Source organism: Acidisoma sp. PAMC 29798 (assembly GCF_030252425.1).
In the GTDB taxonomy this organism is placed as follows: domain Bacteria; phylum Pseudomonadota; class Alphaproteobacteria; order Acetobacterales; family Acetobacteraceae; genus Acidisoma; species Acidisoma cladoniae.
Genome location: NZ_CP126994.1, coordinates 823,339 through 844,456 on the forward strand (window position 1 = coordinate 823,339; position 21,118 = coordinate 844,456).

A 21,118-nucleotide genomic window follows, 5' to 3' on the forward strand; every position below is an offset into this window, starting at 1 on the left:
GGGGAGGCGAAAACAATGTGCGTCGCATGCTATGTCGATGAGGTGACGAAGCAAAAAGTCATTGCCTATAACGCGGCCTTCCATAAGGTCACGAAAAGCCCTTATGGCGCCGGTGATGAGATCGGCATGTTGAACCTCATCGATGCGGAGTCACGCTCAGCCATTCTCAGCCGTGCCGATGCCTCGAAAGTGTTCGATCTGTCGGTCGATCATTTCGTCGGCATGCCCGGTTGGTTCGGTGCCGGCGACCAGCCTTACCAGATCTGGATGACCCATACGCCGGCGGGCGAGATCGTCGATAACAGCATGGGCGTCAGCCTGGAAGCCAATCAGCTCGTTGGCTATTCCGGTGACAGCATCTCCATGTACACCCATTGCGGCACGCATATCGATACCTTCAACCACTTCGGCTATAATGGCCAGATCTTCAATGAGTTCAGCGCCGAACAGTATCTCGGCAGCAGGGCATGGACCAAATGCGGCGCTGAGAAACATCCGCCCATTCTCGCGCGCGGTGTTTTGCTGGATGTCGCCGGCCTGCATGGCGTCGCGACCCTGCCGCCCAGCCACGGCATCGGTGAGGCGGATATCAAGGGTTGTCTGTCCAAGCAGAACGTGAAGCTGCGGCCTGGCGATGTCGTGCTGATCCATACTGGCCAGATGAAACTATGGCCGAATATCGCCTTCGTCTCGAACACGCCCGGTCTCAATCGGGAAGGCGCCGAGTTCCTGGCCAAGCATGGCGCCATCATGATCGGCGCCGATAATTTGACGCTTGAGCAGACACCGGCGGCACATCCTTTGAACTTCTTCCCGGTCCATACCTATCTCTTGGCGGAAGCGGGCGTGCCGATTCTGGAGATGGCCTATCTCGATGAACTGGTCGAAGAGAAGGTTTGGGAATTTGCCTTCTTTGGGGCCTGCATTAAGCTCCGTGGCGCCACGGGCGCGCCGATGCGGCCGGTGGCAATGCCGCTCAACCACTGACGTGATCAGGGAGATAAAAATGCGCCTCAAGGGCAAAATTGCGGTCGTTACGGGTGGTTCGCAGGGGATCGGGGCTGCGGTTTGTGAACGCTTCGCGCGGGAGGGTGCGAAAGTCTTCGTGGTCGCGAGTTCGGATGTCACTAAAGCGCAGCTGGTCGTGGACCGTATTCTAGCGGCTGGCGGCGATGCCGTCGCGGCGGCCGCTGATGTCACGAGCGTGGCCGAACTCGATGCTTTGATGAGGCAAGTGGGTGACCGGTTGGACATTTTGGTGAACTCGGCGGGGGTCTTCTATCCCACGCCGCTCGGATCGCCTGAGGGCGATGTCAGCCGGATGATCGACATCAACCTCAAGGGCACCTTCCTCGCCATTTCGGCCGCCGCACCGCTGATGAAAGCCGGGCATGCCGGCAAGATCATCAACCTGTCATCCTGCATCGGCTATATGGCCTTCAACACCTATTCCATCTATTGCGCGACCAAGGCTGGCATCATCATGATGACGCGTGCCCTGGCGCTTGAACTCGCGCCACATGGCATCAACGTCAACGCCATCGCGCCGGGCAATACGGCCACGCCCATTAACGAGAATATCCGCACCCAGCCGGAGTTTGCGGGCTTCTTGCAGGCGATGGGAGAGCGTACGCCGAGTGGCCAAACCTATTCCAGCGTCGAAGACATCGCCAATCTGGCGATGTTCCTCGCCAGCGACGAATCGCGCGCCATGCACGGTTCGACGGTGGTGATCGACGAAGGCTTCACGGCGGGGATGTAACCCCGCCCGCTTGCGCGAGACGGGCCGCGGTCGTGAAGGCAGCGATGGCAAGCGCGATATCCTGCTCGTCATGCGCGAGGGAGATATAGAGCTTGCCGTCGTTCTTGAAGACGCCGTTGGCGCGAACCAGATCGTTGAACCGGCGCGTCATTACCTGGTCAACATCGATGGTACCACGATAATCGACGATGCTCGCCCGGGTCGTGAACATGGCGTCGAACATCGGCGGTTCGCCCAGGATCAGGGCGGGGATGCCGGCATCCTTCAGGCTTTGCTCAAGCCCTGCCCATACCGCGCGACCGTTGGCGAAGATCGTCTCATAAGCACCAGGGCGTCGGAGAATCTCCAAAGTGGCCAGACCCGCGATGGCGGCGATGGGATTGCCGCTCAAGGTGCCGATTTGCGGCATGAACTCGGTCGCAGACACTCGGCTGCGATCGAAATGCGCCATGATGTCCGCGCGACCGGCGACAGCCGAAAGCGGATAGCCACCGCCGATCACCTTGCCCAGGGTGCAGATATCGGGCGTGACGCCATAGTATTCCTGCGCCCCGCCATAGGCAAAGCGGAAACCCGTGACGACTTCATCGAAGATCAGCAGAATGCCGTATTCGGCCGTGATGTCGCGCAGGCCTTGCAGGAAGCCGGGTACGGGCGGCACCAGCCGTTGCATCGGCTCGACGATGATGGCCGCGAGCTCGTCATGATGGGCGTGGATGATCTCGGTCGCGGCGGCCAAATCGTTGAAGGGTGCGACCAACATCTCACCCTGCACGCTGTCGGGAATACCGGCGGTATCGGGGATGGCACGCGTCGAATTGCGGGCATGTGTGGGCCATAGGCTCATTAGGCCGTAATCGCTCATGCCATGGTAGCCGCCTTCGAACTTGAGAATCTTGCTGCGCTTGCGGAAGGCGCGGGCGAGGCGCATGGCATAGGCATCCGCTTCCGTGCCGGAACTGGCGAAACGGATCTGTTCGGCGCAAGGGACGGCATCGACAATGGCTGCCGCGAGCAGGATGCCATACTCGTTGTTCGCGAAGAAGCTAGACCCACGCTCGACCTGCGCAATCACGGCCTGGTTCACTTCGGGATGGGCATGGCCGACGAGCATCGGCCCTGAACTGAGCAGAAAATCGACATATTCATTGCCGCTGACATCCCAGACGCGACCGGCGCGACCGGCGCGGATGACAGTCTCATTGGCCATATTGCCAAAAGTCCCGCCGGGCAAAACGCGTTGGGCGACGTCCACAAGAGAGCGTTCGTCGTCGCTGAGACTGCGTATGGCCATGTCAAACTCCATCACAATGCCGGCTTCCCGAATCTGCCGGGCCGCCAGCCTATCAGAGATAGGAGTGCGGTGACATGGCCCGCCGGGGTGGGTCTGAACATGTGACGCGGGAGAGGCTCGACGATCGGGATATCCTCCGTCATGATCTCATAGTTTGAATTCAGGGAGACGATCGATGAGCTGGACGGATGACTCCATCATGGCGCGCAAGGGCGTGGCCGGCGGCAAGGCCGGCCGCACCTACAGCATCACCGAAGCCGAGCAGGGTAAATACCATTACGTCTACGGCCCCTTCGCGGCACCCGTGCTGACGGTCGATCCCGGCGCCGTGATTGCTTGTGAGACGCATGATGCCTTCGAGGGTAAGATTAAATACGAGACGGATATCCCAAGCCAGATCCTGAACTTCCCCTTCCTCAATCCCCAGAATGGCCCGATCTACGTCAATGGCGCCGAGAAGGGCGATTGCCTGGCCGTACATATCACATCGATCCGGCCGCGCGGCCCGCAGCCCGTGGGCACCACCTGCCTGATCCCGGAATTCGGCGGCCTGGTCGGGACCTCGGTCACCGCGATGCTCAATCAACCCTTGCCGGAGAAAGTCAAAAAGATCGAGGTGACGGTAGAAGGCGGCGTCAAGTGGAGCGACCGCATCACGCTGCCCTATGAGCCCTTCATTGGCACGATCGGAACATCGCCTGAGATCGAGGCGATTTCGTCGCTGGTCCCGGATTATTACGGTGGCAATATGGACCTGCCGGATGTCGGCCCGGGCGCCATCATCTATCTCCCCGTCAACGTTCCCGGCGCGCTGCTTTATCTCGGCGATTGCCACGCCATTCAGGGGGATGGCGAACTCTGCGGCGTCGCACTTGAACATCCGACGGTGACGACCGTGCAGGTCGATCTCATCAAGGGCATGACGATCCACTGGCCGCGCCTGGAAACGGCGGACCTCTATATGACGATCGGGTCGGCACGACCGATGGAAGACGCCGCCCGCATCGCCTATCGCGAGCTGATCCGCTGGATGGCGGCGGATTTCGGCTTTGACGAGACGGATGCCTATTTGCTGTTGACGATGTGCGGCAAGATGCGGCTGGGCAATATGGTCGATCCGAAATACACCCTCGGCGCATCCATCACCAAAGCCATCGTCAAGGCGCAGATGGGCTAGGAGCTGTCGGCGGTCTTTGCACAAGCGGTAGCCACTCGCCCAACCGCGTGAAGGTGGCAACCGCTCCGCGTGCGATCCGCGCGGACTCGGTCATAGGCGCTTGGTCCAATCGCACCAGAAACGCGCGCCACATCATGCCGGTGTCGGGCCCATAGCCTGCGAAATAGGTGCTGCTTGCACGCCCTTCGTCTCCCAGGCGCAGTTCTACGTTCCGCTGGATGACCCGCCCGCCGAGCGTGGAGCCTTCCATCACGTAAAAGGAACCGAGCGCCTCTTCCGCGTTATCGAGCCGAGGGATGCGACAGCGCGGCAGGGCCGCCAGGGCGCCCGCGGGCACACCCAGCGCGGCCAGATCGGCCGCGATCAGATGCAGGCGGCGTCTCGGTTTGGTGAACTCCTCGCGGCCCACCAGCAAGGCGACCCGAGGCTCCCACCCCACCCAAAAACCGTAAAGGCGGGAGAGGATGGCGCAGTACCTGTCGCGGTCCAGCGTCTCATCCACAAGGCCAAGCGCGCCCTCCATGGCCTCATGGGATGCCCGTGTCGCGGCCCGCAGGTGGGCCAGCATCGCCCCGCTTCCTGGGGCCGCGCCCTTCACATCATCGACCGTATCTTGGCTGCCAAGGCATCGAGTGCGAAAGGCTTGGTCATGACCTGCATCGCGGGCGCCAGCATCCCGTCACTTAGGACCGCATTCTCGGCATAACCGGTGATGAACAGCACCTTGAGGTCGGGTCGACCGACCCTTGCCGCATCCGCCAGCTGGCGACCATTCAAGCCGCCCGGAAGACCGACGTCGCTGATCAAAAGATCGACGGGCTGCGGAGAGTCCAGCACGCGCAGCCCTTCGGCGCCGTCAGCCGCTTCGATGACGGCATAGCCGAGATCGCGCAGCACATCCCCGATTAGCATCCGCACGACGGGCTCATCATCCACGACCAACACGATCTCGCTGCCTTGGGAAGAGGGCAGCAGGACGGGGAGGGCGGCCGCTGCCGCATCGTCCTTGCCCAGGTAGCGCGGTAAATAAAGCCGCACACTCGTTCCCTGGCCGATCTCGCTATAGATCGTCGTGTAGCCGTTCGACTGCTTGGCGAAGCCATAGACCATGGAAAGCCCCAGGCCGGTGCCCTGGCCCAAGGGCTTGGTGGTGAAGAAGGGATCGAAGGCGCGCGCCTTGACCTCGGCCGCCATGCCGGAGCCCGTGTCGGTCACCGAAATCGCGACATACTGACCCGCGATCACGTCCGGATGGAGATCCGCATAGTCATCGTCGAGGCGGGCATTCGTCGCCTCGATGGTCAGGCGGCCGCCCTCGGGCATGGCGTCCCGCGCATTGATCGCGAGATTGAGCAGGGCATTCTCAAGCTGGTTGGCATCGCACAGCGTTCTCCAAAGACCGCCGGAGGCCACCGTCTCCACATGAATGCCTGGGCCTGTGGTACGCCGGATCAAATCTTCCATCGAACTGATCAGACGATTGACGTCGAGCGGCCGCGGATCGAGCGTTTGGCGGCGCGAGAATGCCAAGAGCCGATGCGTGAGGGACGCCGCGCGATTGGCGGAGGTCATGGCGGCGCCGATATAGCGGTCGAGATCAGCGAGGCGCCCCTGGCCCAGCCGGTGGCCGATCAGTTCCAGGCTGCCGATGATGCCGGTCAGCAGGTTGTTGAAGTCATGGGCCAAACCGCCGGTGAGCTGGCCGACCGCTTCCATCTTCTGGCTCTGGCGCAGCCTGTCGTTCAGGTCCGCGACCTTGCGCAGGCCGCGAATGACGACTTCCATGATCCCGTGTCTGAGAGAGTCGGCGATTTCGAGTTCCCAGTCGTCCCACGGCGTGGCCACACCATGCCGCGTCTCGACCCAGCGCTCAAAAGACAGCCTCGGCAGGATGGAACCGCTTTCGCTCGCATCCGCGTGCGGGCTACCGCCCCAATTCACTATTTGAGGTTCCTGACGAAACCACAGCAGCACGTCCGACCTGTCGGCGGCCAGAAACACCGCCAGAACGCCGCTCGCAATCGCTGTGTATCGGGTCCACGCCGGGAAGGCCGCGCTCAATGCGTTGGTCTGGAACAGCTTGTCGGCCGTGTTCTGCGTGCGCAGCCAAGCGACCAGTTCCAGGATATCGGTTTCGGGCGGTGTCTCCCCGATCAGCGCGACGGTGCCGTTGTAGAGAACTGCGGCACCGGTGGAGGAGAAGAGGTTGCCAATCGTCGTCTCCCCCTCGGTGAGGGCCGCCGTCACGTCTTCCGCATCCGCCATATGGATCAGCAAAGCGGAGAGAAGCGCCAGTTCGCGACGTCTGGCCTGGTCGGTCGCCGCCCGTTCGTTCGACCCGACGCGCAGCGCGAAGACATCGGTCAGGGCCGCAGCCGCCGTGCGCTGGCCAGGGGAGGGATGATGCGGCCGGCGATGGTGGCAAATGACCAGGCCCCACAGGGTCTGCTCATGCAGGATGGACATCGATATGGAGCCGTTCACCCCCATATTGCGATGATATTGCATATGGATCGGCGAAAGACTGCGGAGCCGGGCGAAGGACAGATCGATCGCTTGCGGGGCCGCGCGCGCGCTCATCCAAACGGGGTCGGCATCGAGCGGCATGGGTGTCGCATCTCGGTCAGGCACGAAGCGCATCGGGCTGCGCTGATACAAGGCCCTTGCCTGGGCCGGAATATCGGAGGCTGGGAAATGCAAACCGTCGAGGGATTGCGACCAGTCGTCGTTCTTGAGTTCCGCGATCGCCTGCCCGTTCCATTCGGCATCGAATTTATAGATCACGACGCGCTCGTAGCCCGTGATCAGCCGGACATGCCGCGCGGCGACACGCCCCAGTGCTTCCAAAGAGTTGCGCGTGCCACGCAGTTCAACGATCGCTTCCTGAAGCAGACGGCCTGCGGTCATTGCCTCCGCCTGATCGGCGGGCCGACTGCGCTCAAGCTCCACCAGCACGAGGCCGGCATGGCTATGGGATGAGGCATCTAGAGAAAACGGCTGATCGGGCAGGGTGAGGGTGGATTGCCAGGGTGCTTCCCCACCCAGTCTTTCCTCATGAAAGCGGTGGAGCAGCGCTTTGGCGAAGACCGTGCCGAGCACTTGGGCGATGCTGGAACCAATGATCGCTTTCAGCCATGGCGTCTCGAACAATACGGCAGACGCGTTGCGGCTGGCCGCAACGATTGTCCAGCGCAGAGCTGGATCGACGACGAGAAGCGCCCCGTAAGGCTGAATCGTACCGGGGATATGAATTGGCTCGTAGGAACAGGAGACATCAGCGGCCCATCCGCTCAACGTAGCGGGTCGGCCCTGCTCGTGAGGTAAGGACGTAGCCATTCTCCACGCCGAGGAGGGCGATTGCTCCCCCCGGGTTCTTCGGTGGAATACGGCTTAGCAACCAACAAGTCCATTGATCATTGCGCTGGGCGCGAGGTGTCGCGCGTCTTAAAGGCGCGGAGCGCCTAACCGGACTTCGCGCCTGGATTTGGCGGTTGAAGAACATGCCCCTTTAGCGCGTCGGCAAAGCTGGCTTTCAACGCATTGAAGAGAGTCGGCAGATTGCCTTTGATGTAGTCGCGTGAAACTTGGCCAAGTTCCCGAGACGCCTTGCGATAAGCCTGCCCTTCAGGCGACTGAAAGAACGTGATGGTTTGAAGCACTTGTTCGTCTGTGAGCGTCGCGGAATAGTAATCCACCAAAGCCTCTTCATAGCCTGCCACGAAGGCCTGTCCGTTTGCCATGACGGCGCTATGGAGTTTCTCGACCTCTGTACCCGTCAGGTCTGGATGGGCGTCCACAAAGGCCTGAAGGCTGGTGTTGGTTCGGACATCGACGTCGCGCTCGATCTGCGCCGCATCCCGACCCGTCAATCCGAGCAGCGTCTTGATGTCGTCGGCCTTTTGATCGGCATGGCTGGCAATGGGTGAGAGGCCGACGAGCGCCATGACGACCGGCGCTATGACCAATAGTCTTCGCACGTTTCCCTCCCTCGCTCTTTTCTCAAAAAAGCCTGCAGCATTCACATACGGATGTCAGTCTGTTTTGTGTAACTAACTGTGCATGCTCACCGGTGATGATCGCCCTCTGCTGGTGGCTTGGGTCTTCCTATCTCACGCAGCGGCTGGCGCGCGCCGTTCGACTGGCTTTGCGAGGCTAGGCAAAGGCGGCGCGCTTGAAACAAAATCACATGCGAGCAGAAAATAGTCACTTGTGATGTTCTCGCCGGTGCCTTAGGCTTCGCTCAGAGCGAGTGAGGCAGCTTTGCCGCTCGCATAAGCGCCCGGAAAAATCCGGATTACCAAGGGGTGGGACCGATGATGAGACTCAAGCTTCTGGCGAGTGCGGCCGTTCTGACGGTGTTCGGCCTTGGCCAAGGGCCGGCGCATGCCGCCCCGGGATGTTTCGTGGGCATTGCGATGTACACGCTGTCCGCACCGTATTTCGCAGCCCAGCAGAAGTCTGCCGTGGCGCAGGCCAAGTCCCTCGGATGTCAGGTGACGACGACGGATGGGCAAGACGATATGCAAAAGGAAATCTCAGACGTTCAGGACATGATCGCCAAGGGTATCAACATTCTTATTCTGAACCCGCGTGACCCCGAAGGCCTGGTGCCGGCGGCGAATGCCGCAACGGCGGCCGGCGTGAAGGTCGTGGCGATGGATAACTCCATCGATCCCGCCGCCAAGATCGTGACCCTTGTGCAGTCATCGAACCAGAAGAACGGCGAACTCGTTGGCGCCTGGCTGGCCCATAAGATGGCCGGAAAGAAGATGAAGATCGCGTTGCTCTCTGGTCAACAGGGCAGCGGCGCGGGCCTTGAGCGCCGCGAAGGCGTCTTTCGCGGTCTGAATGAAGCTCAGCTTGCCCAGAATGCGCGCGTAGACTGGGAAGTCGTTGGCCAAGGCTGGGGCGGATGGGCGCAGGAAGGCGGCCTAAATGCCATGGAAGATCTGTTGACCGCGCACCCGGATATCAACGTTGTACTCGGTGAGAATGATAGCATGGTCCTGGGCGCACGGAATGCGCTCAAGGCCGCCAATCGCCTCAACGGCGTGCTGCTCGTGGCTGCGGCCGACGGCCAGAAAGAGGCACTGAAGCTCATTCAGGACGGTGAATACGGCGCTACGGGCTTGAATGACCCGGCGCTGGTCGCGACCACGGCTGTGAACCTCGCCTATAAGGCCTGGAAGGGTGAACTGCCGGCTGGATTTCCGAAAGTGTTCGATACCACGCCGGTCGTGATTACCAAGGCGAATGTCGCCCAATACTACAAGCCCGACGCGGTCTTCTGACACTCGTAGGACGACGGGAAGGGTCGGTATCCGCCGATTCTTCCTTCTTCGCCCCTGGACCGATGCCACGGAGCATGACGTGACCGACTTTATCGAGATGCGGGGCATCACCAAGCACTTCGGTGGTACCGCCGCGCTCCGCGCCGTTGATTTCTCGATGCGGGCTGGCGAAGTTCATGCCCTCGTGGGTGAGAACGGTGCTGGCAAATCCACATTGATGAGCGTCTTGAGCGGTCGTATTGCCAGCGATCAGGGCAGCGTCAGCGTGGATGGCGCCGTGCACCGGTTTCGCAACCCGAGCAACGCCATCGCCTGCGGCATTGCGATGATCTACCAGGAACTGGCGCTCGCGCCGGATCTGTCCGTGGCCGAGAATATCTTTCTCGGTGAGCTTCCTCCCGGTATCTCCTGGGGCAAGCTTCGTCGCGCCGCGCGGGCATTGACCGATCAGCTTGGCTTCGACATCAACCCCGCAGCACCCGTGGGCTCTCTCGCCATCGCGCATCAGCAGGTGGTGGAGATTGCGAAGGCGCTATCCCGCAAGGTCCGACTGATTGTCTTCGACGAGCCGACGGCTGTGCTGGCGGCGCGTGACGCTGCCCAGCTTCTCCGTATTATTGGCGAGTTGCGTCACTCCGGCGTGGCCGTGGCGTATATTTCCCACCGGCTCGAAGAGGTCATGCAGATCGCGGACCGCATCACGGTGCTGAAGGACGGCGCCCTGGTCACGACGGTGACGCCGGCTGAAACCGATATCGATGCGGTGATCCGCTTGATGGTCGGCCGGCCTGTCAGCGCAATGTTCGGCCAGCCCCCGCAGAATGACCGCGGCGCGGAGGTCATTCGTGTCGAGGGCCTGTGTCGCGGCACGCGCGTGCGCGACGTCGGGTTTTCTGTCCACGCCCGCGAGATTGTCGGCCTCGGCGGTCTTGTCGGCTCCGGTCGCACCGAAGTCGCGCGTCTCATCTTCGGCGCCGATCGCCGGGAGGCCGGCCATATCTATCTCGACGGCAAGGAACTACGCATTCGCAATCCGAGCGATGCGGTTGCCGCGGGAATCGCCCTCGTGTCCGAGGATCGGAAGGGCGAGGGCGTCATCCTCGACCTGCCGATTTCGGTCAACATGACCATCGCGCGCCTCGCCTCCGTCGTGAACGCCTTCGGTTTCCTGCGACGCCGGCGGGAGGCGACGATCGCGAGCGATCTCGCCACTGATCTGCATGTGAAGATGGCCAATATCCACGCACCCGTCTCAAGCCTGTCCGGCGGCAACCAGCAGAAGGTCGTCTTGGCGAAGTGGTTTCATCTCGGCGGTCGACTCATCATCCTCGATGAACCGACCCGCGGTGTCGATGTCGGCGCAAAGGCCGAGATCTACGCCTTGATCCGGCGCCTCGCGGCAGAAGGAATGGCGGTGCTCGTGATCTCCTCGGAACATCAGGAATTGTTCGGTCTCTGCGATCGCGTCTTGGTGATGGGGGAGGGCCGCCTGCGCGGTGAGCTGCGACAGCCCGACTACTCTGAGGAAAAACTTCTGTCCCTTGCCATTAATCGGGTCTCCGACCCTCAGCGGGTGCATTGACCATGCCGGATATGAACGTGGCGGCTCCTTCCACAAAGGTTGAGCGCGGCCGTGTGCAGCGGCTCGATCTTCCGCTTCTGCTCCAGCGATGGGGCACGCTGGTGATCTTCATCCTCATCGTCATCGGCGCTTCGCTGCAATCACCGGCTTTCCTGACCTATCGCAACATCGCCAATTTGCTGCAGCAGACTTCGGGTGTCGGCATCATGTCGGTGGGCATGCTGTTCGTGATTCTGACGCGCGGCATCGATCTTTCGGTGGGCTCAGTATCGGCGCTCGGCAGTGTCGTCTCCGCCCTTCTGATCGGGCAGTTCTCGCCGGCCGCGACCGTGCCCATGGTGATGCTGTCGGGCGCTGTCTGCGGTCTCGTTGCCGGCGTCATGATCGCCTATCTGCGGCTGCCGTCTTTCGTGATCACGCTCGCTGTTATGACGATGGCGCGTGGCACGGCCTTCATCCTGTCTGGCGGCCAGCCGATCATGCTGGACGATAGTGGCGCCGCACTCTCAAACTTCGCCAACGGATACGTGTTCGGCGTGCCCCAGCCGGTCATTTTGATGTTCTCGGTCTTCATCATCGGCGGCATCGTTCTCAATTTCACGAAGTTCGGCCGGTTGGTGAAGGCCATCGGATCTAACCCAGAGGCGGTGCGCCTGTCCGGAATTGCTGTCCCCCGCTACGTTCTCGCCGTCTACGTCATCTCCGGCGCATTGGCCGCTTTGGCCGGCATCATTTCGACGGGCCGTGCCGGTGTCGGCTCCGCGACCGTTGGCGTGGGGGCCGAACTTCAAGTCATTGCCGCCGTCGTCATCGGTGGCGCCAGCCTGATGGGCGGTCGCGGTGGAGTCTTCAACGCCCTGCTCGGCGCACTCGTCCTCGGCATCATCGGCAATGTCATGAATTTGGCGAGTGTTCCCGGTTACAGCCAACAGGTTTTCATGGGGGTGATCATCATGATTGCCGTCGTTATTCAACAAGGCGCGCAAATCTTCCGACGATAGGCGAAGCGTCCGCCCCACGCGAATTGGATAGGAATAAAACGATGCGTGCTGCTGTCATGTACTCTCCCGGGGATATTCGGCTCGAAGACGTGCCGATGCCCGAAGCAGGACCGGACGATGTTCTTCTGCGTGTCGCCGCCGTGGGCGTCTGCGGCTCGGATATTCCGCGCATGTTGACCAAGGGTGCGCACCGCATGCCGATCATCTGCGGTCACGAATTCTCGGGCCATGTCGTGCAACGGGGCCGCAATGTCACGACGGTCACCGAAGGCGATCTGGTCGGCGTGGTGCCGCTCATCCCCTGCCGGATTTGCGACCAATGTCTTGGCGGTCATTTCTCGCGTTGCCGCGACTATGATTATTTCGGCAGCCGCAGGGATGGTGCCTATGCGGAATACGTGGCGGTTCCGGAAGGCAATCTTCTGCGTGCGCCGGCGGGTGCCGATCCGCGCGCCGTCGCGATGACTGATCCCGCTTCCATCGCGCTGCATGCGATTTGGAAGGCGACGCCCACGCTCGGTGCGCGGGGCGGTGTGATCGGCTGCGGTCCGATCGGCCTGTTCGCCATTCAGTGGATGCGGCTGATGGGTTTGCGTGAAGTGGTGGCGGTCGATGTCTCAGAAGAAAAGCTCGCGATGGCGCGCGAAGCGGGTGCGACGCATACCTTCCTGGTCCATGAAAAGGCGCCCGAAGGTCTCACCTGCGATGTGATTGTGGAGGCGGCGGGTCATCCGTCTTCCATCAACGCGGCGGTGCGCCTGGCGGCGCCGGGTGGACATGTCACCTTCATCGGCATTCCGGTCGCGGATGTCACTCTGGAACAGGCGACCTTCAACCATCTGCTACGCCAGGAAGTGTCCCTGCATGGCGCATGGAATTCCTTCGGCGCGCCGTTCCCCGGGCCGCAGTGGCGGGTGGCGCTTGAGGCGCTGACGTCCGGGCAGCTGAAATGGGCGTTCATGCTCTCGCATGAAAAACCGCTTGAAGATTTGCCCGCGATGTTCGGCATGTTTAAGGGTCGTAACGAGTTCTTTTCCAAAGTCATGTTCTTCCCGAATGGTCACGCGGAGGGGATTGCTACGCGATGAGCCTGCTTCTCGGCATCGATTTCGGCACGGGTGGCGTGCGCGTCGGGGTATTTGACCTTGACCGCGCCACGATGCTGGGTGAGGCCGAAGCGACTTACGCCACCTCCTATCCGCGCGCAGATTGGGCCGAGCAATCGCCGACGGATTGGTGGGCGGCGCTGGGCAGTGCGTGCCGACGCCTGATGGGTGAACTCGGCCATCCCGATATCCTGGGCGTGGCCGTCGGCACCACGGCGTCCACGGTGGTGGTCTGCGCGCGGGACGGCACGCCCCTGCGCCCCGCACTGCTGTGGATGGATTGCCGCGCCGGTGTGGAAGCGAAGCAGACCGCCCGTTCGCGGCACCCGGTTTTCGGCGGCAGCGAAGATGGTGACGCCTCGGAATGGCTGATCCCGAAAGCCATGTGGCTCAAGACGCATGAGCCCGACACTTACAATCGCGCTGCAGTGATTTGCGAATGCCTCGATTACATCAACTTCAACCTCTGCGACGCCTGGGTCGCTTCGCGCATGAATGCGACCTGCAAATGGAACTATGACGCGACCGCCGGCACGTTTCCTCAAGATCTCTATGAGACATTCGGCATTGCGGAGATCACCGACAAGATCCCGACGCGGGTGATACCGGTCGGCGGTGCGATCGCGCCGATCACCGCGCGCGCTGCCGCGCATCTCGGCCTACGCACCCGGCCGATGGTCGTTCAAGGCGGTATCGACGCGCATATCGGCATGATCGGCGCCGGCACGCTCGATCCAGGCAATATGCTGATGATCGGTGGAACCTCCGTCGTGCATCTGTTCCAGATCGCGCCTCATCGGCCGCTGCCGGGGTTCTGGGGGCCTTATCCGAATGCGCTGACAAATGAGCTCAGCCTCGTCGAGGGCGGCCAGGTTTCCGCCGGATCGGTGCTGTCTTGGATGTGCGATGATGTGTTCGGCCTCGACCGTGCGGGGCGCGACGCGCTGTGGCGCGATGCGGCCGCCTTTCCGGTCGGCGGCACGGGGCTGCTGACGCTCGACTACCTCATGGGCAATCGTACGCCCTATCGCGACCCGCATCTCCGTGGCGCCATCATCGGCCTTGCCCTCGGCCATGATCGGGCGGCGCTGTATCGTTCGGCGGTGGAGGGGCTGGCGCTCGCCTCCCTTCATGTCTTGCGCCGTGCGTCATCGCTGGGTGTCGAGATTCATCGTGTGGTCGCCTCCGGCGGTTTCCTGCGCAATCCGCTGTGGCTGCGCGCGACGGTGGATGCGATGGGCCTTCCGCTGCATATCCCGGCCTATCAAAATCTGTCCATTCTCGGGGCCGCGGGCGCCGCGGCCTGTGGCGTTGGGCTCGTCCCCGACTTGTATGCAGCGGCGGCGGCGGTCGCGAGTCCCGGCGCGGTGATCGAGCCCAATGCTGCCGCACATGCCCAGTATGAAACCCTGCTCAGCGACTATCAGGAGGCGACCGTGCTGCTGGCTCCCCTGATGCGGCGGCTTGTCGCACGCCGATCCGATGCGGCAGCGCGCGCCACGGCGCCTCACGATGACTCACCGGCCGCGCCGTTAATTTTGGAAGAGGTTCGACATGGATAGCGACAGGCACGCGAGCGGCGCGGTTCGGCCCCAGGATGGAGCGCTCAAGATGCGGGACATGGCTGTCGTGCCCGTGCTGTCGCCGATCCAGCATGACCATCGCAACCCCGGCACGCCCTTGCAACCCGATTGGTTCGAGGCGATCCAGGTCAATCTCAGCGCCGTCGAGCGTCGTGTCGCGACCTTGAGTGGTCGCCGCAGCGTCAAGAAGGCGCATCAGGCCGCTTGGCTGATCAAGGCGATGACCTGTATTGATTTGACGACCCTCGCGGGTGACGACACACCGGGTCGGGTTCAGCGCCTGGCGATGAAGGCGCGGCGCCCGCTGCGCGATGATCTGGTGGAGGCTTTGGGCCTCGCCGACAATCCGCCGACCGTGGGCGCGGTCTGCGTCTACCCGACGATGGTGGCGCCGGCCGTGCGCGCCTTGGAAGGATCGGGCATTCCCGTGGCGTCGGTCGCGACCGGCTTTCCGACCGGCCTGACGCCTTTGCCGCAGCGCCTGGCTGAGATCCGATACGCGGTGGATCAGGGCGCGCGGGAAATCGACATCGTCATCACGCGCGCGCATGTGCTGCTCGGCGAATGGCAGGCGCTGTATGACGAGGTGCGGGCGATGCGTGCCGCCTGCGGTCCCGCGCATCTCAAGGCGATTCTCGGCACGGGCGACCTGCGCACGCTGCGCAATGTCTATAAGGCGAGCATGGTCGCCATGATGGCAGGTGCGGACTTCATCAAAACCTCCACCGGTAAGGAAGATGTCAATGCAACCTTGCCGGTCAGCCTGACCATGATCCGCGCCTTGCGCGACTATGGCGAGCGCACGGGGGAACGCATCGGCTTCAAACCTGCGGGCGGGTTGAAGACCGCGAAGGATAGCCTATCCTGGTTGATCCTGATGAAGGAGGAACTCGGTCGGCCGTGGCTGGAACCTGATCTATTCCGCATCGGTGCCAGTTCCATGCTGGGCGACATCGAACGTCAGCTCGAACACTACGTCACCGGCCGCTATGCCTCGGCATCGCACCACGGGCTGGCTTGAGGAAACGGCAATGAACCAGATCAGAGCGATCCTTGAGACGATGGATTACGGAACCGCCCCGGAGGCAAGCGATATCGTGCGCGACTGGCTTCATGCGCATCGCGCGGGCTTTGGCCATTTCATCGACGGCCGGTTTTCGGTGCCCGAGGGTGCAACGCTGCGCGATGTGCGCGACCCCGCCCATGATGCGCCCCTTGCCCTCGTGGTGCAGGGCACGGCGGATGATGTCGATACCGCCGTCGGCGCCGCCCGCCGCGCCTTTCCGGCATGGTCTGCGCTGCCCGGCCATATGCGGGCGCGACACCTCTACGCACTTGCGCGGCATGTGCAGAAGCGCGAGCGGTTCCTGTCGGTGCTCGAAACCCTCGATAACGGCAAGCCGATTCGTGAGTCACGGGACATCGACATCCCACTGGTTGCACGTCATTTCATCCACCATGCCGGATGGGCGGAACTGATCGACACCGAATTTCCGGACCATGGTCCTGTCGGCGTCTGCGGACAGATCATTCCGTGGAATTTTCCGCTTCTCATGCTTGCCTGGAAGATCGCGCCGGCGCTTGCCGCGGGCAATACCGTGGTGCTCAAGCCCGCCGAGGACACCCCGCTCACCGCGCTCGCCTTCGCCGCCATCTGCCAGGAAGCGGGATTGCCGCCCGGCGTCGTCAATATCGTCTGCGGTGATGGGTCCACAGGCAGCGCTCTGGTTGCGCATCCCGGCATCGACAAGATTGCCTTCACCGGATCTACCGATGTGGGCCGCATGATCCGCGTCGCGACGGCAGGCAGCGGCAAAAAGCTCTCCCTGGAGCTTGGCGGAAAATCGCCCTTCATCGTCTTCGAGGATGCCGATCTCGATAGCGCTGTCGAAGGTGTTGTCGATGCCATCTGGTTCAATCAGGGCCAGGTCTGCTGCGCGGGGTCGCGCATCCTGGTTCAGGAAGGAATCGCACCGCGTTTCCATGCTAAGCTCCGCGCCCGGATGGAGACGTTGCGCATCGGCGATCCGCTCGACAAGTCGATCGATGTCGGCGCCATCGTCTCCAAGGTGCAGCTCGAACGCATCCGTTCCATCGTCGAGCAGGGGCGCAGTGAAGGCAACACCATTTGGCAGGCCTCTGGCCCGGTGCCGGAAACGGGGTGCTTCTATCCGCCGACCTTGATCACCGATGTGTCGCCGGCATCGACGGTTGTCGATGTCGAGATCTTCGGGCCGGTCGCGACATCAATGACATTCCGCACGCCGGAGGAAGCGATCGCGCTCGCCAATAACACGCGCTACGGCCTTGCCGCGTCAATCTGGTCCGAGAATATCAACCTCGCTTTAGATGCGGCGGCGCGCGTGAAGGCCGGTGTGATTTGGGTGAATGGCACCAATATGTTCGATGCCGCCGCAGGATTCGGTGGCTATAAGGAAAGCGGTTTCGGTCGCGAGGGCGGCCGTGAGGGGATGCACGAGTATCTCATGCCGCTATGGGCGAAGGACTCCACCCCTGATGACGACTCATTGCCGCCGCTGCTTTCGGCGCAGCTGTCTGACGGTGGACTGCCCGGACCGGTCGCGGATCGACCGACGATCGATCGGACGGCGAAGCTCTATATCGGGGGCAAACAGGCGCGGCCCGATTCCGGCTATTCCTATGCCGTCACCAATGCCGATGGCACCCAGGCTCTCGCCGGGCTCGGCAACCGCAAGGACATTCGCAACGCCGTCGAAGCGGCGATGAAGGCAAGCGGTTGGTCCGCGGCGACGGCGCATAACCGCGCCCAGGTGATGTATTATCTCGCGGAAAACCTCGCGGCGCGGGCAGACGACTTCACAACGATCTTGGTGGATGGCGGCGTGTCCGCAACCGATGCGGGCCGCGAAGTCGAGGCCGCCATAAGCCGCATCTTCTGGTACGCGGCGCAGGCCGACAAATATGATGGCCAGGTGCATGCCACCCGGTCCAGGCACGTGACGCTCGCCATGAACGAGCCCTTCGGCGTCATGGGGATTCTGTGTCCCGACCGGGCGCCGTTGCTCGCCTTCGTCTCGATGGTGATGCCTGCTATCGCGATGGGCAATCGCGTTATCGTGGTGCCCTCGCCCTTGCGTCCGCTGGCGGCGACGGAGTTCTACCAGGTTCTCGATACCAGCGACGTGCCGGGTGGTGTGGTCAACATCGTGACGGGGGAGCGTGATGTGCTTGGCAAAACCCTGGCCGAGCATGATGATGTCGCGGCCTTGTGGTATGCGGGCAGCCGCGAGGGTTCCGCTGCCGTGGAACGTGCCTCGGCAGGCAATCTCAAGCCCACCTGGGTCGATGGCGGCCGGGGTAGGGACTGGTTCGATCCCCAGCGGGGGCAGGGCCGTGACTATTTGCGGCGCGCCGTTCAGGTGAAGAACATCTGGATTCCGTATGGCGAATGACGGACCGGGTTAACCCCGGCCTTCCGCGTCCAGGGCCGCTATGGCTGTGCCTTCATCGGTGACGAGCACATTGACCAGACGGGAGCGTAAGGCCGCCAGAACGATCGCATGTTTCTGTCGGCCTACCGCCACGCCAATTCTGATTGGCTTCTCGCGCAGCAGTGACAGATCAAGCCCGATGGTGCGCGCATCCAGGGCCGCGTCCACGATGTCCCCCGCGCGATTGAGGAAGCGGCCGAGCACGTCGCCCACCGCGCCGCGCGCCCGCAGCCCGGCAAGATCGTCAGGGGTGATATAGTCCGACTGCACGAGGACGGAATCCTCATTGGTGCCGCCAAGACCGAAGCAGGCCACCGAGGTCTGCGCGGCAAGGGTGAGCACTCGCGCGATGACCGTGTCCTGTTCGAGAACGGAGCGCGTTTCCGCACGTCCCACGATGGCGGGCACCGGCAGCAAGGTCGCGCGACCGTCGCCGGCTTGCGCGAACAACTCCGCGACGTTGTTCGTGCGTGTGGTGCTGGCGTGGATGTTCATGGCGCCGTTGAGCAACACCACTTCCACACCCGGATTCCAATGCCGGGGCAGCCAATAGGCAACGGCCGCCATCGTGCGCCCCCAGGACACACCGACAAGGGCGGGACGCGGTCGCAAGGCCGCGAGGAACTGGCCGGCCGCCTGAGCGACGCCATCGGCGACGAGCGAATCATCCTCGCCCGCAGATGGCACCACAATCGCTTCGTGGAGATCGTAGACCCGTTGTAGACGAGTTTCGAGTTCAGGTCTGCGTTGTGCGCGTGGCACAATCTCGATGCGTACCACGCCTTGTTCGCGCGCATCGCGGAGCAATCGGCCAACCTGCCAACGCGTCAGCCCGACGATCTTGGCAATCTCGCCCATCGTCTTATCGAGGTCGTAGTAGCATTTCGCAGCCTGTACCATGAGCAGTTCACGTTGCTCGGCGGGCAGCGTGCGGAAATCGATGTCTCCATCAAGCTCAGTCCGCAAGGACATTCACATCTCCTGTTTTGGATGCCTCGGCGCGCAACGCGCGCGCCATGGACACCAGACCCTTTTATCCTTGACACACCCGACGCGAGTCCGCTACCGATCATCACATAAGTGCATTAAAATCGCGAACGTGAGATTAAAACAGGTGGCAGAAGCCACCGCAGTCTTGGAAACCGTTCAGAAAGGCGTGTCATTGCACATCGCGTCTCGCCCGCATCTCGGCACTTGTACTTTGGCATGACCGTCTCGATGCCTGTGGACATGTCGAATAGAGTCTGGCCGTTCAGTGGCGGGAGCGCGCGCGATCTTGGTGTCGGCGGGCAGGCGGTATCGACGCCCTTGCGTCCCGCTGCAGCGAATGAAGTCATCGCGCGCATCGATGCCGTCTGCATCTGTTCGTCGGATCTCAAAATCATGCGCATGGGGGCGCAACATCCCCTCTTCACCGGCCGAGACTTGATGCAATCGCCGTTGGTGCTGGGCCATGAAGTGGCGCTCACAATCTGCGATGTCGGCGACAATTGGCGCGACACCTATGCCCCCGGTCAGCGCCTCGGGCTGCAGCCGGCCATCATTCGTGACGGACGTCGCACCACCATCGGCATCGATCTGCCCGGTGGATTCGCACAATATATCGTATTGGATGACCATGTGCTCGGCGGCCCGGAGCCCTATGTTTTCGCAGTGCCCGACGATGTGAGTGCGGCATCCATCGCCATGCTTGAGCCTTATGCCTGCGTCGAAGCCGCCTATCGGCCAAATTGCCGCACCAGCTTGTTGGCCGGTGGGCGCCTTCTCGTCGTCGGGGGCACGCGCGCTGATGCGATGACCATGACCGTTGACGTTGCAATCGCCGAGGCTGTGCTGCTGTCACCTCCGCCCGGCCTGCGCGCCTGGGCTATGGATCACGCGAGCACGGTTTCGATCGTCACCACGTTGGACAAGCGCGATCATACTTCGTTCGATGACATCATCGTCTGTGGCGTGTTCGACGCGGATCGCGTGCAGGCTGTGCTGCCCTATCTCGCTGACCGTGGCATGCTCACGATCGCCGCACCTGACGACAGCGACAGCCCGGTCACGGTTGATCCCGCACGCATCCACTACAAGGAGATCAGCATCATCGGCACGGCGAGCCCGAAGATCGAAACAGCCTTCGGTGTCGCCAATAATCGATTTGATCTCGCCGCTGGCGGCACGACGCTCATTCTGGGTGCCGGCGGTGCGATGGGGCGCATTCATCTGCATCGGGCGCTCGAAATTCCCGATGGCCCCCGCTGCGTCATTGCCACATCGCGCAAGGGCGCGCGTTTAAACGCTCTGCGGCGGGATTTTGGGCCCGTGGCCGTGCGGCAGGGCAGGGCCTTGTTGGTTGTCGCCGATGACTCCCTTGATGCGCTGTTGGCGGAGATTGCGCCCGATGGCTGCGACGATGTCGTGGTGGTGGTGCCCGATGCATCGGCGGTTGGGCGCGGCGTCTCCGTCCTGCGCCTGAACGGTATGCTCGTCATCTTCGCGGGCATGCCGTTCGGCGGTGGCTGCGCCCTGCCTCTGGGCCATGTCGCGGCATCGGGCGCGCGCTTCACGGGCTCCACCGGCTGCACCGTGGCCGACCAGCAGGCCATCCTCGCCCGCGTACAGGCTGGCAGCCTCGACCTGTCTGGCAACCTTGAAGCCGTGGCGGGTTTTGATGCCTTGCCGGAGGCTGTGGCCTCCGTCGAAGCGGGTCTCGTCTCTGGCAAGATCGCGATCTTCCCTGGCGTGCCAAACCTGAAGCTGACCCCCGTGGCCGCACTTCATCCGGACGCAAGAGCAGGGCAGCCGCGATGGACACTCAGCGATGAGCGCCAATTGTCGCAACGGTTGGATTAGGACAATCC

Annotated in this window: 16 protein-coding genes; 11 read left to right on the forward strand and 5 right to left on the reverse strand. The window is 62.5% G+C overall.

Annotated features, from left to right (window positions below; all coding sequences use genetic code 11):
- Positions 1-15: 15 nt before the first annotated feature.
- The gene (locus QP803_RS04020; RefSeq protein WP_284946403.1) at positions 16-987 is read left to right on the forward strand and encodes a cyclase family protein; all 972 of its coding nucleotides are present in this window, start codon (positions 16-18) and stop codon (positions 985-987) included.
- 19 nt (positions 988-1,006) lie between these two features.
- Entirely contained in the window at positions 1,007-1,762 is a 756-nt protein-coding gene (locus QP803_RS04025; protein ID WP_284946407.1) for an SDR family NAD(P)-dependent oxidoreductase, read from the forward strand.
- Here the strand turns inward: QP803_RS04025 and QP803_RS04030 are convergent.
- Positions 1,746-3,056: an aspartate aminotransferase family protein gene (locus QP803_RS04030; protein ID WP_284946408.1), complete on the reverse strand. Its 1,311-nt coding sequence runs from the start codon at positions 3,054-3,056 to the stop codon at positions 1,746-1,748. The genes QP803_RS04025 and QP803_RS04030 overlap by 17 nt on opposite strands.
- A 175-nt stretch (positions 3,057-3,231) precedes the next feature.
- Here QP803_RS04030 and QP803_RS04035 point away from each other — a divergent pair, with 175 nt between their 5' ends.
- Positions 3,232-4,233: an acetamidase/formamidase family protein gene (locus QP803_RS04035; protein WP_284946410.1), complete on the forward strand. Its 1,002-nt coding sequence runs from the start codon at positions 3,232-3,234 to the stop codon at positions 4,231-4,233.
- Here the strand turns inward: QP803_RS04035 and QP803_RS04040 are convergent.
- From QP803_RS04040 to QP803_RS04050, 3 genes are all read right to left on the reverse strand, one after another.
- Entirely contained in the window at positions 4,214-4,801 is a 588-nt protein-coding gene (locus QP803_RS04040; RefSeq protein WP_284946412.1) for a biliverdin-producing heme oxygenase, read from the reverse strand. The two genes, QP803_RS04035 and QP803_RS04040, sit on opposite strands and share 20 nt — an antisense overlap.
- Positions 4,802-4,827: 26 nt before the next feature.
- The gene (locus QP803_RS04045) at positions 4,828-7,527 is read right to left on the reverse strand and encodes a response regulator (RefSeq protein WP_284946413.1); all 2,700 of its coding nucleotides are present in this window, start codon (positions 7,525-7,527) and stop codon (positions 4,828-4,830) included.
- Positions 7,528-7,694: 167 nt separating this feature from the next.
- Positions 7,695-8,177: a DUF2059 domain-containing protein gene (locus QP803_RS04050; protein ID WP_284946414.1), complete on the reverse strand. Its 483-nt coding sequence runs from the start codon at positions 8,175-8,177 to the stop codon at positions 7,695-7,697.
- Between the two features lie 369 nt (positions 8,178-8,546).
- Here QP803_RS04050 and QP803_RS04055 point away from each other — a divergent pair, with 369 nt between their 5' ends.
- The 7 genes from QP803_RS04055 to QP803_RS04085 all read left to right on the forward strand — a co-directional run bounded on the left by QP803_RS04055 (position 8,547) and on the right by QP803_RS04085 (position 18,230).
- Positions 8,547-9,524, forward strand: a complete 978-nt coding sequence (locus QP803_RS04055; protein WP_284946415.1) for a substrate-binding domain-containing protein — start codon at positions 8,547-8,549, stop codon at positions 9,522-9,524.
- Between the two features lie 79 nt (positions 9,525-9,603).
- The gene (locus QP803_RS04060; protein WP_284946417.1) at positions 9,604-11,106 is read left to right on the forward strand and encodes a sugar ABC transporter ATP-binding protein; all 1,503 of its coding nucleotides are present in this window, start codon (positions 9,604-9,606) and stop codon (positions 11,104-11,106) included.
- A 17-nt stretch (positions 11,107-11,123) separates the two neighbouring features.
- Complete coding sequence (locus QP803_RS04065; RefSeq protein WP_284946418.1) at positions 11,124-12,107, forward strand: ABC transporter permease; 984 nt, start codon at positions 11,124-11,126, stop codon at positions 12,105-12,107.
- 41 nt (positions 12,108-12,148) lie between these two features.
- Complete coding sequence (locus tag QP803_RS04070) at positions 12,149-13,195, forward strand: galactitol-1-phosphate 5-dehydrogenase (RefSeq protein ID WP_284946419.1); 1,047 nt, start codon at positions 12,149-12,151, stop codon at positions 13,193-13,195.
- Positions 13,192-14,775, forward strand: coding sequence for an FGGY-family carbohydrate kinase (locus QP803_RS04075; protein ID WP_284946420.1), 1,584 nt, complete (start codon positions 13,192-13,194; stop codon positions 14,773-14,775). The genes QP803_RS04070 and QP803_RS04075 overlap by 4 nt, the downstream gene beginning before the upstream one ends.
- Before the next feature lie 49 nt (positions 14,776-14,824).
- Positions 14,825-15,817, forward strand: coding sequence for a deoxyribose-phosphate aldolase (deoC, locus tag QP803_RS04080; protein ID WP_284946421.1), 993 nt, complete (start codon positions 14,825-14,827; stop codon positions 15,815-15,817).
- A 10-nt stretch (positions 15,818-15,827) separates the two neighbouring features.
- Entirely contained in the window at positions 15,828-18,230 is a 2,403-nt protein-coding gene (locus QP803_RS04085; protein ID WP_284946422.1) for an aldehyde dehydrogenase family protein, read from the forward strand.
- A 9-nt stretch (positions 18,231-18,239) separates the two neighbouring features.
- On the opposite strand, the gene QP803_RS04090 is transcribed toward QP803_RS04085, so the two are convergent.
- Positions 18,240-19,241 carry a sugar-binding transcriptional regulator gene (locus tag QP803_RS04090; protein ID WP_284946423.1) on the reverse strand — a complete coding sequence of 334 codons (1,002 nt, stop codon included), beginning with the start codon at positions 19,239-19,241 and terminating at the stop codon, positions 18,240-18,242.
- A gap of 258 nt (positions 19,242-19,499) precedes the next feature.
- On the opposite strand from QP803_RS04090, the gene QP803_RS04095 reads away from it, so the two are divergent.
- Positions 19,500-21,110, forward strand: coding sequence for an alcohol dehydrogenase catalytic domain-containing protein (locus QP803_RS04095; RefSeq protein ID WP_284946424.1), 1,611 nt, complete (start codon positions 19,500-19,502; stop codon positions 21,108-21,110).
- Positions 21,111-21,118: the final 8 nt, after the last annotated feature.

Bases quoted from the DNA above. Each gene is read 5' to 3' on its own strand.
- QP803_RS04020 (WP_284946403.1), top strand. From the start codon at position 16: ATGTGCGTCGCATGCTATGTCGATGAGGTGACGAAGCAAAAAGTCATT.
- QP803_RS04030 (WP_284946408.1), bottom strand. From the start codon at position 3,056: ATGGCCATACGCAGTCTCAGCGACGACGAACGCTCTCTTGTGGACGTC.
- QP803_RS04050 (WP_284946414.1), bottom strand. From the start codon at position 8,177: ATGGCGCTCGTCGGCCTCTCACCCATTGCCAGCCATGCCGATCAAAAG.
- QP803_RS04095 (WP_284946424.1), top strand. From the start codon at position 19,500: ATGTCGAATAGAGTCTGGCCGTTCAGTGGCGGGAGCGCGCGCGATCTT.
- QP803_RS04025 (WP_284946407.1), top strand. From the start codon at position 1,007: ATGCGCCTCAAGGGCAAAATTGCGGTCGTTACGGGTGGTTCGCAGGGG.
- QP803_RS04035 (WP_284946410.1), top strand. From the start codon at position 3,232: ATGAGCTGGACGGATGACTCCATCATGGCGCGCAAGGGCGTGGCCGGC.
- QP803_RS04090 (WP_284946423.1), bottom strand. From the start codon at position 19,241: ATGTCCTTGCGGACTGAGCTTGATGGAGACATCGATTTCCGCACGCTG.
- QP803_RS04055 (WP_284946415.1), top strand. From the start codon at position 8,547: ATGATGAGACTCAAGCTTCTGGCGAGTGCGGCCGTTCTGACGGTGTTC.
- deoC (WP_284946421.1), top strand. From the start codon at position 14,825: ATGCGGGACATGGCTGTCGTGCCCGTGCTGTCGCCGATCCAGCATGAC.
- QP803_RS04085 (WP_284946422.1), top strand. From the start codon at position 15,828: ATGAACCAGATCAGAGCGATCCTTGAGACGATGGATTACGGAACCGCC.
- QP803_RS04040 (WP_284946412.1), bottom strand. From the start codon at position 4,801: ATGCTGGCCCACCTGCGGGCCGCGACACGGGCATCCCATGAGGCCATG.
- QP803_RS04075 (WP_284946420.1), top strand. From the start codon at position 13,192: ATGAGCCTGCTTCTCGGCATCGATTTCGGCACGGGTGGCGTGCGCGTC.
- QP803_RS04070 (WP_284946419.1), top strand. From the start codon at position 12,149: ATGCGTGCTGCTGTCATGTACTCTCCCGGGGATATTCGGCTCGAAGAC.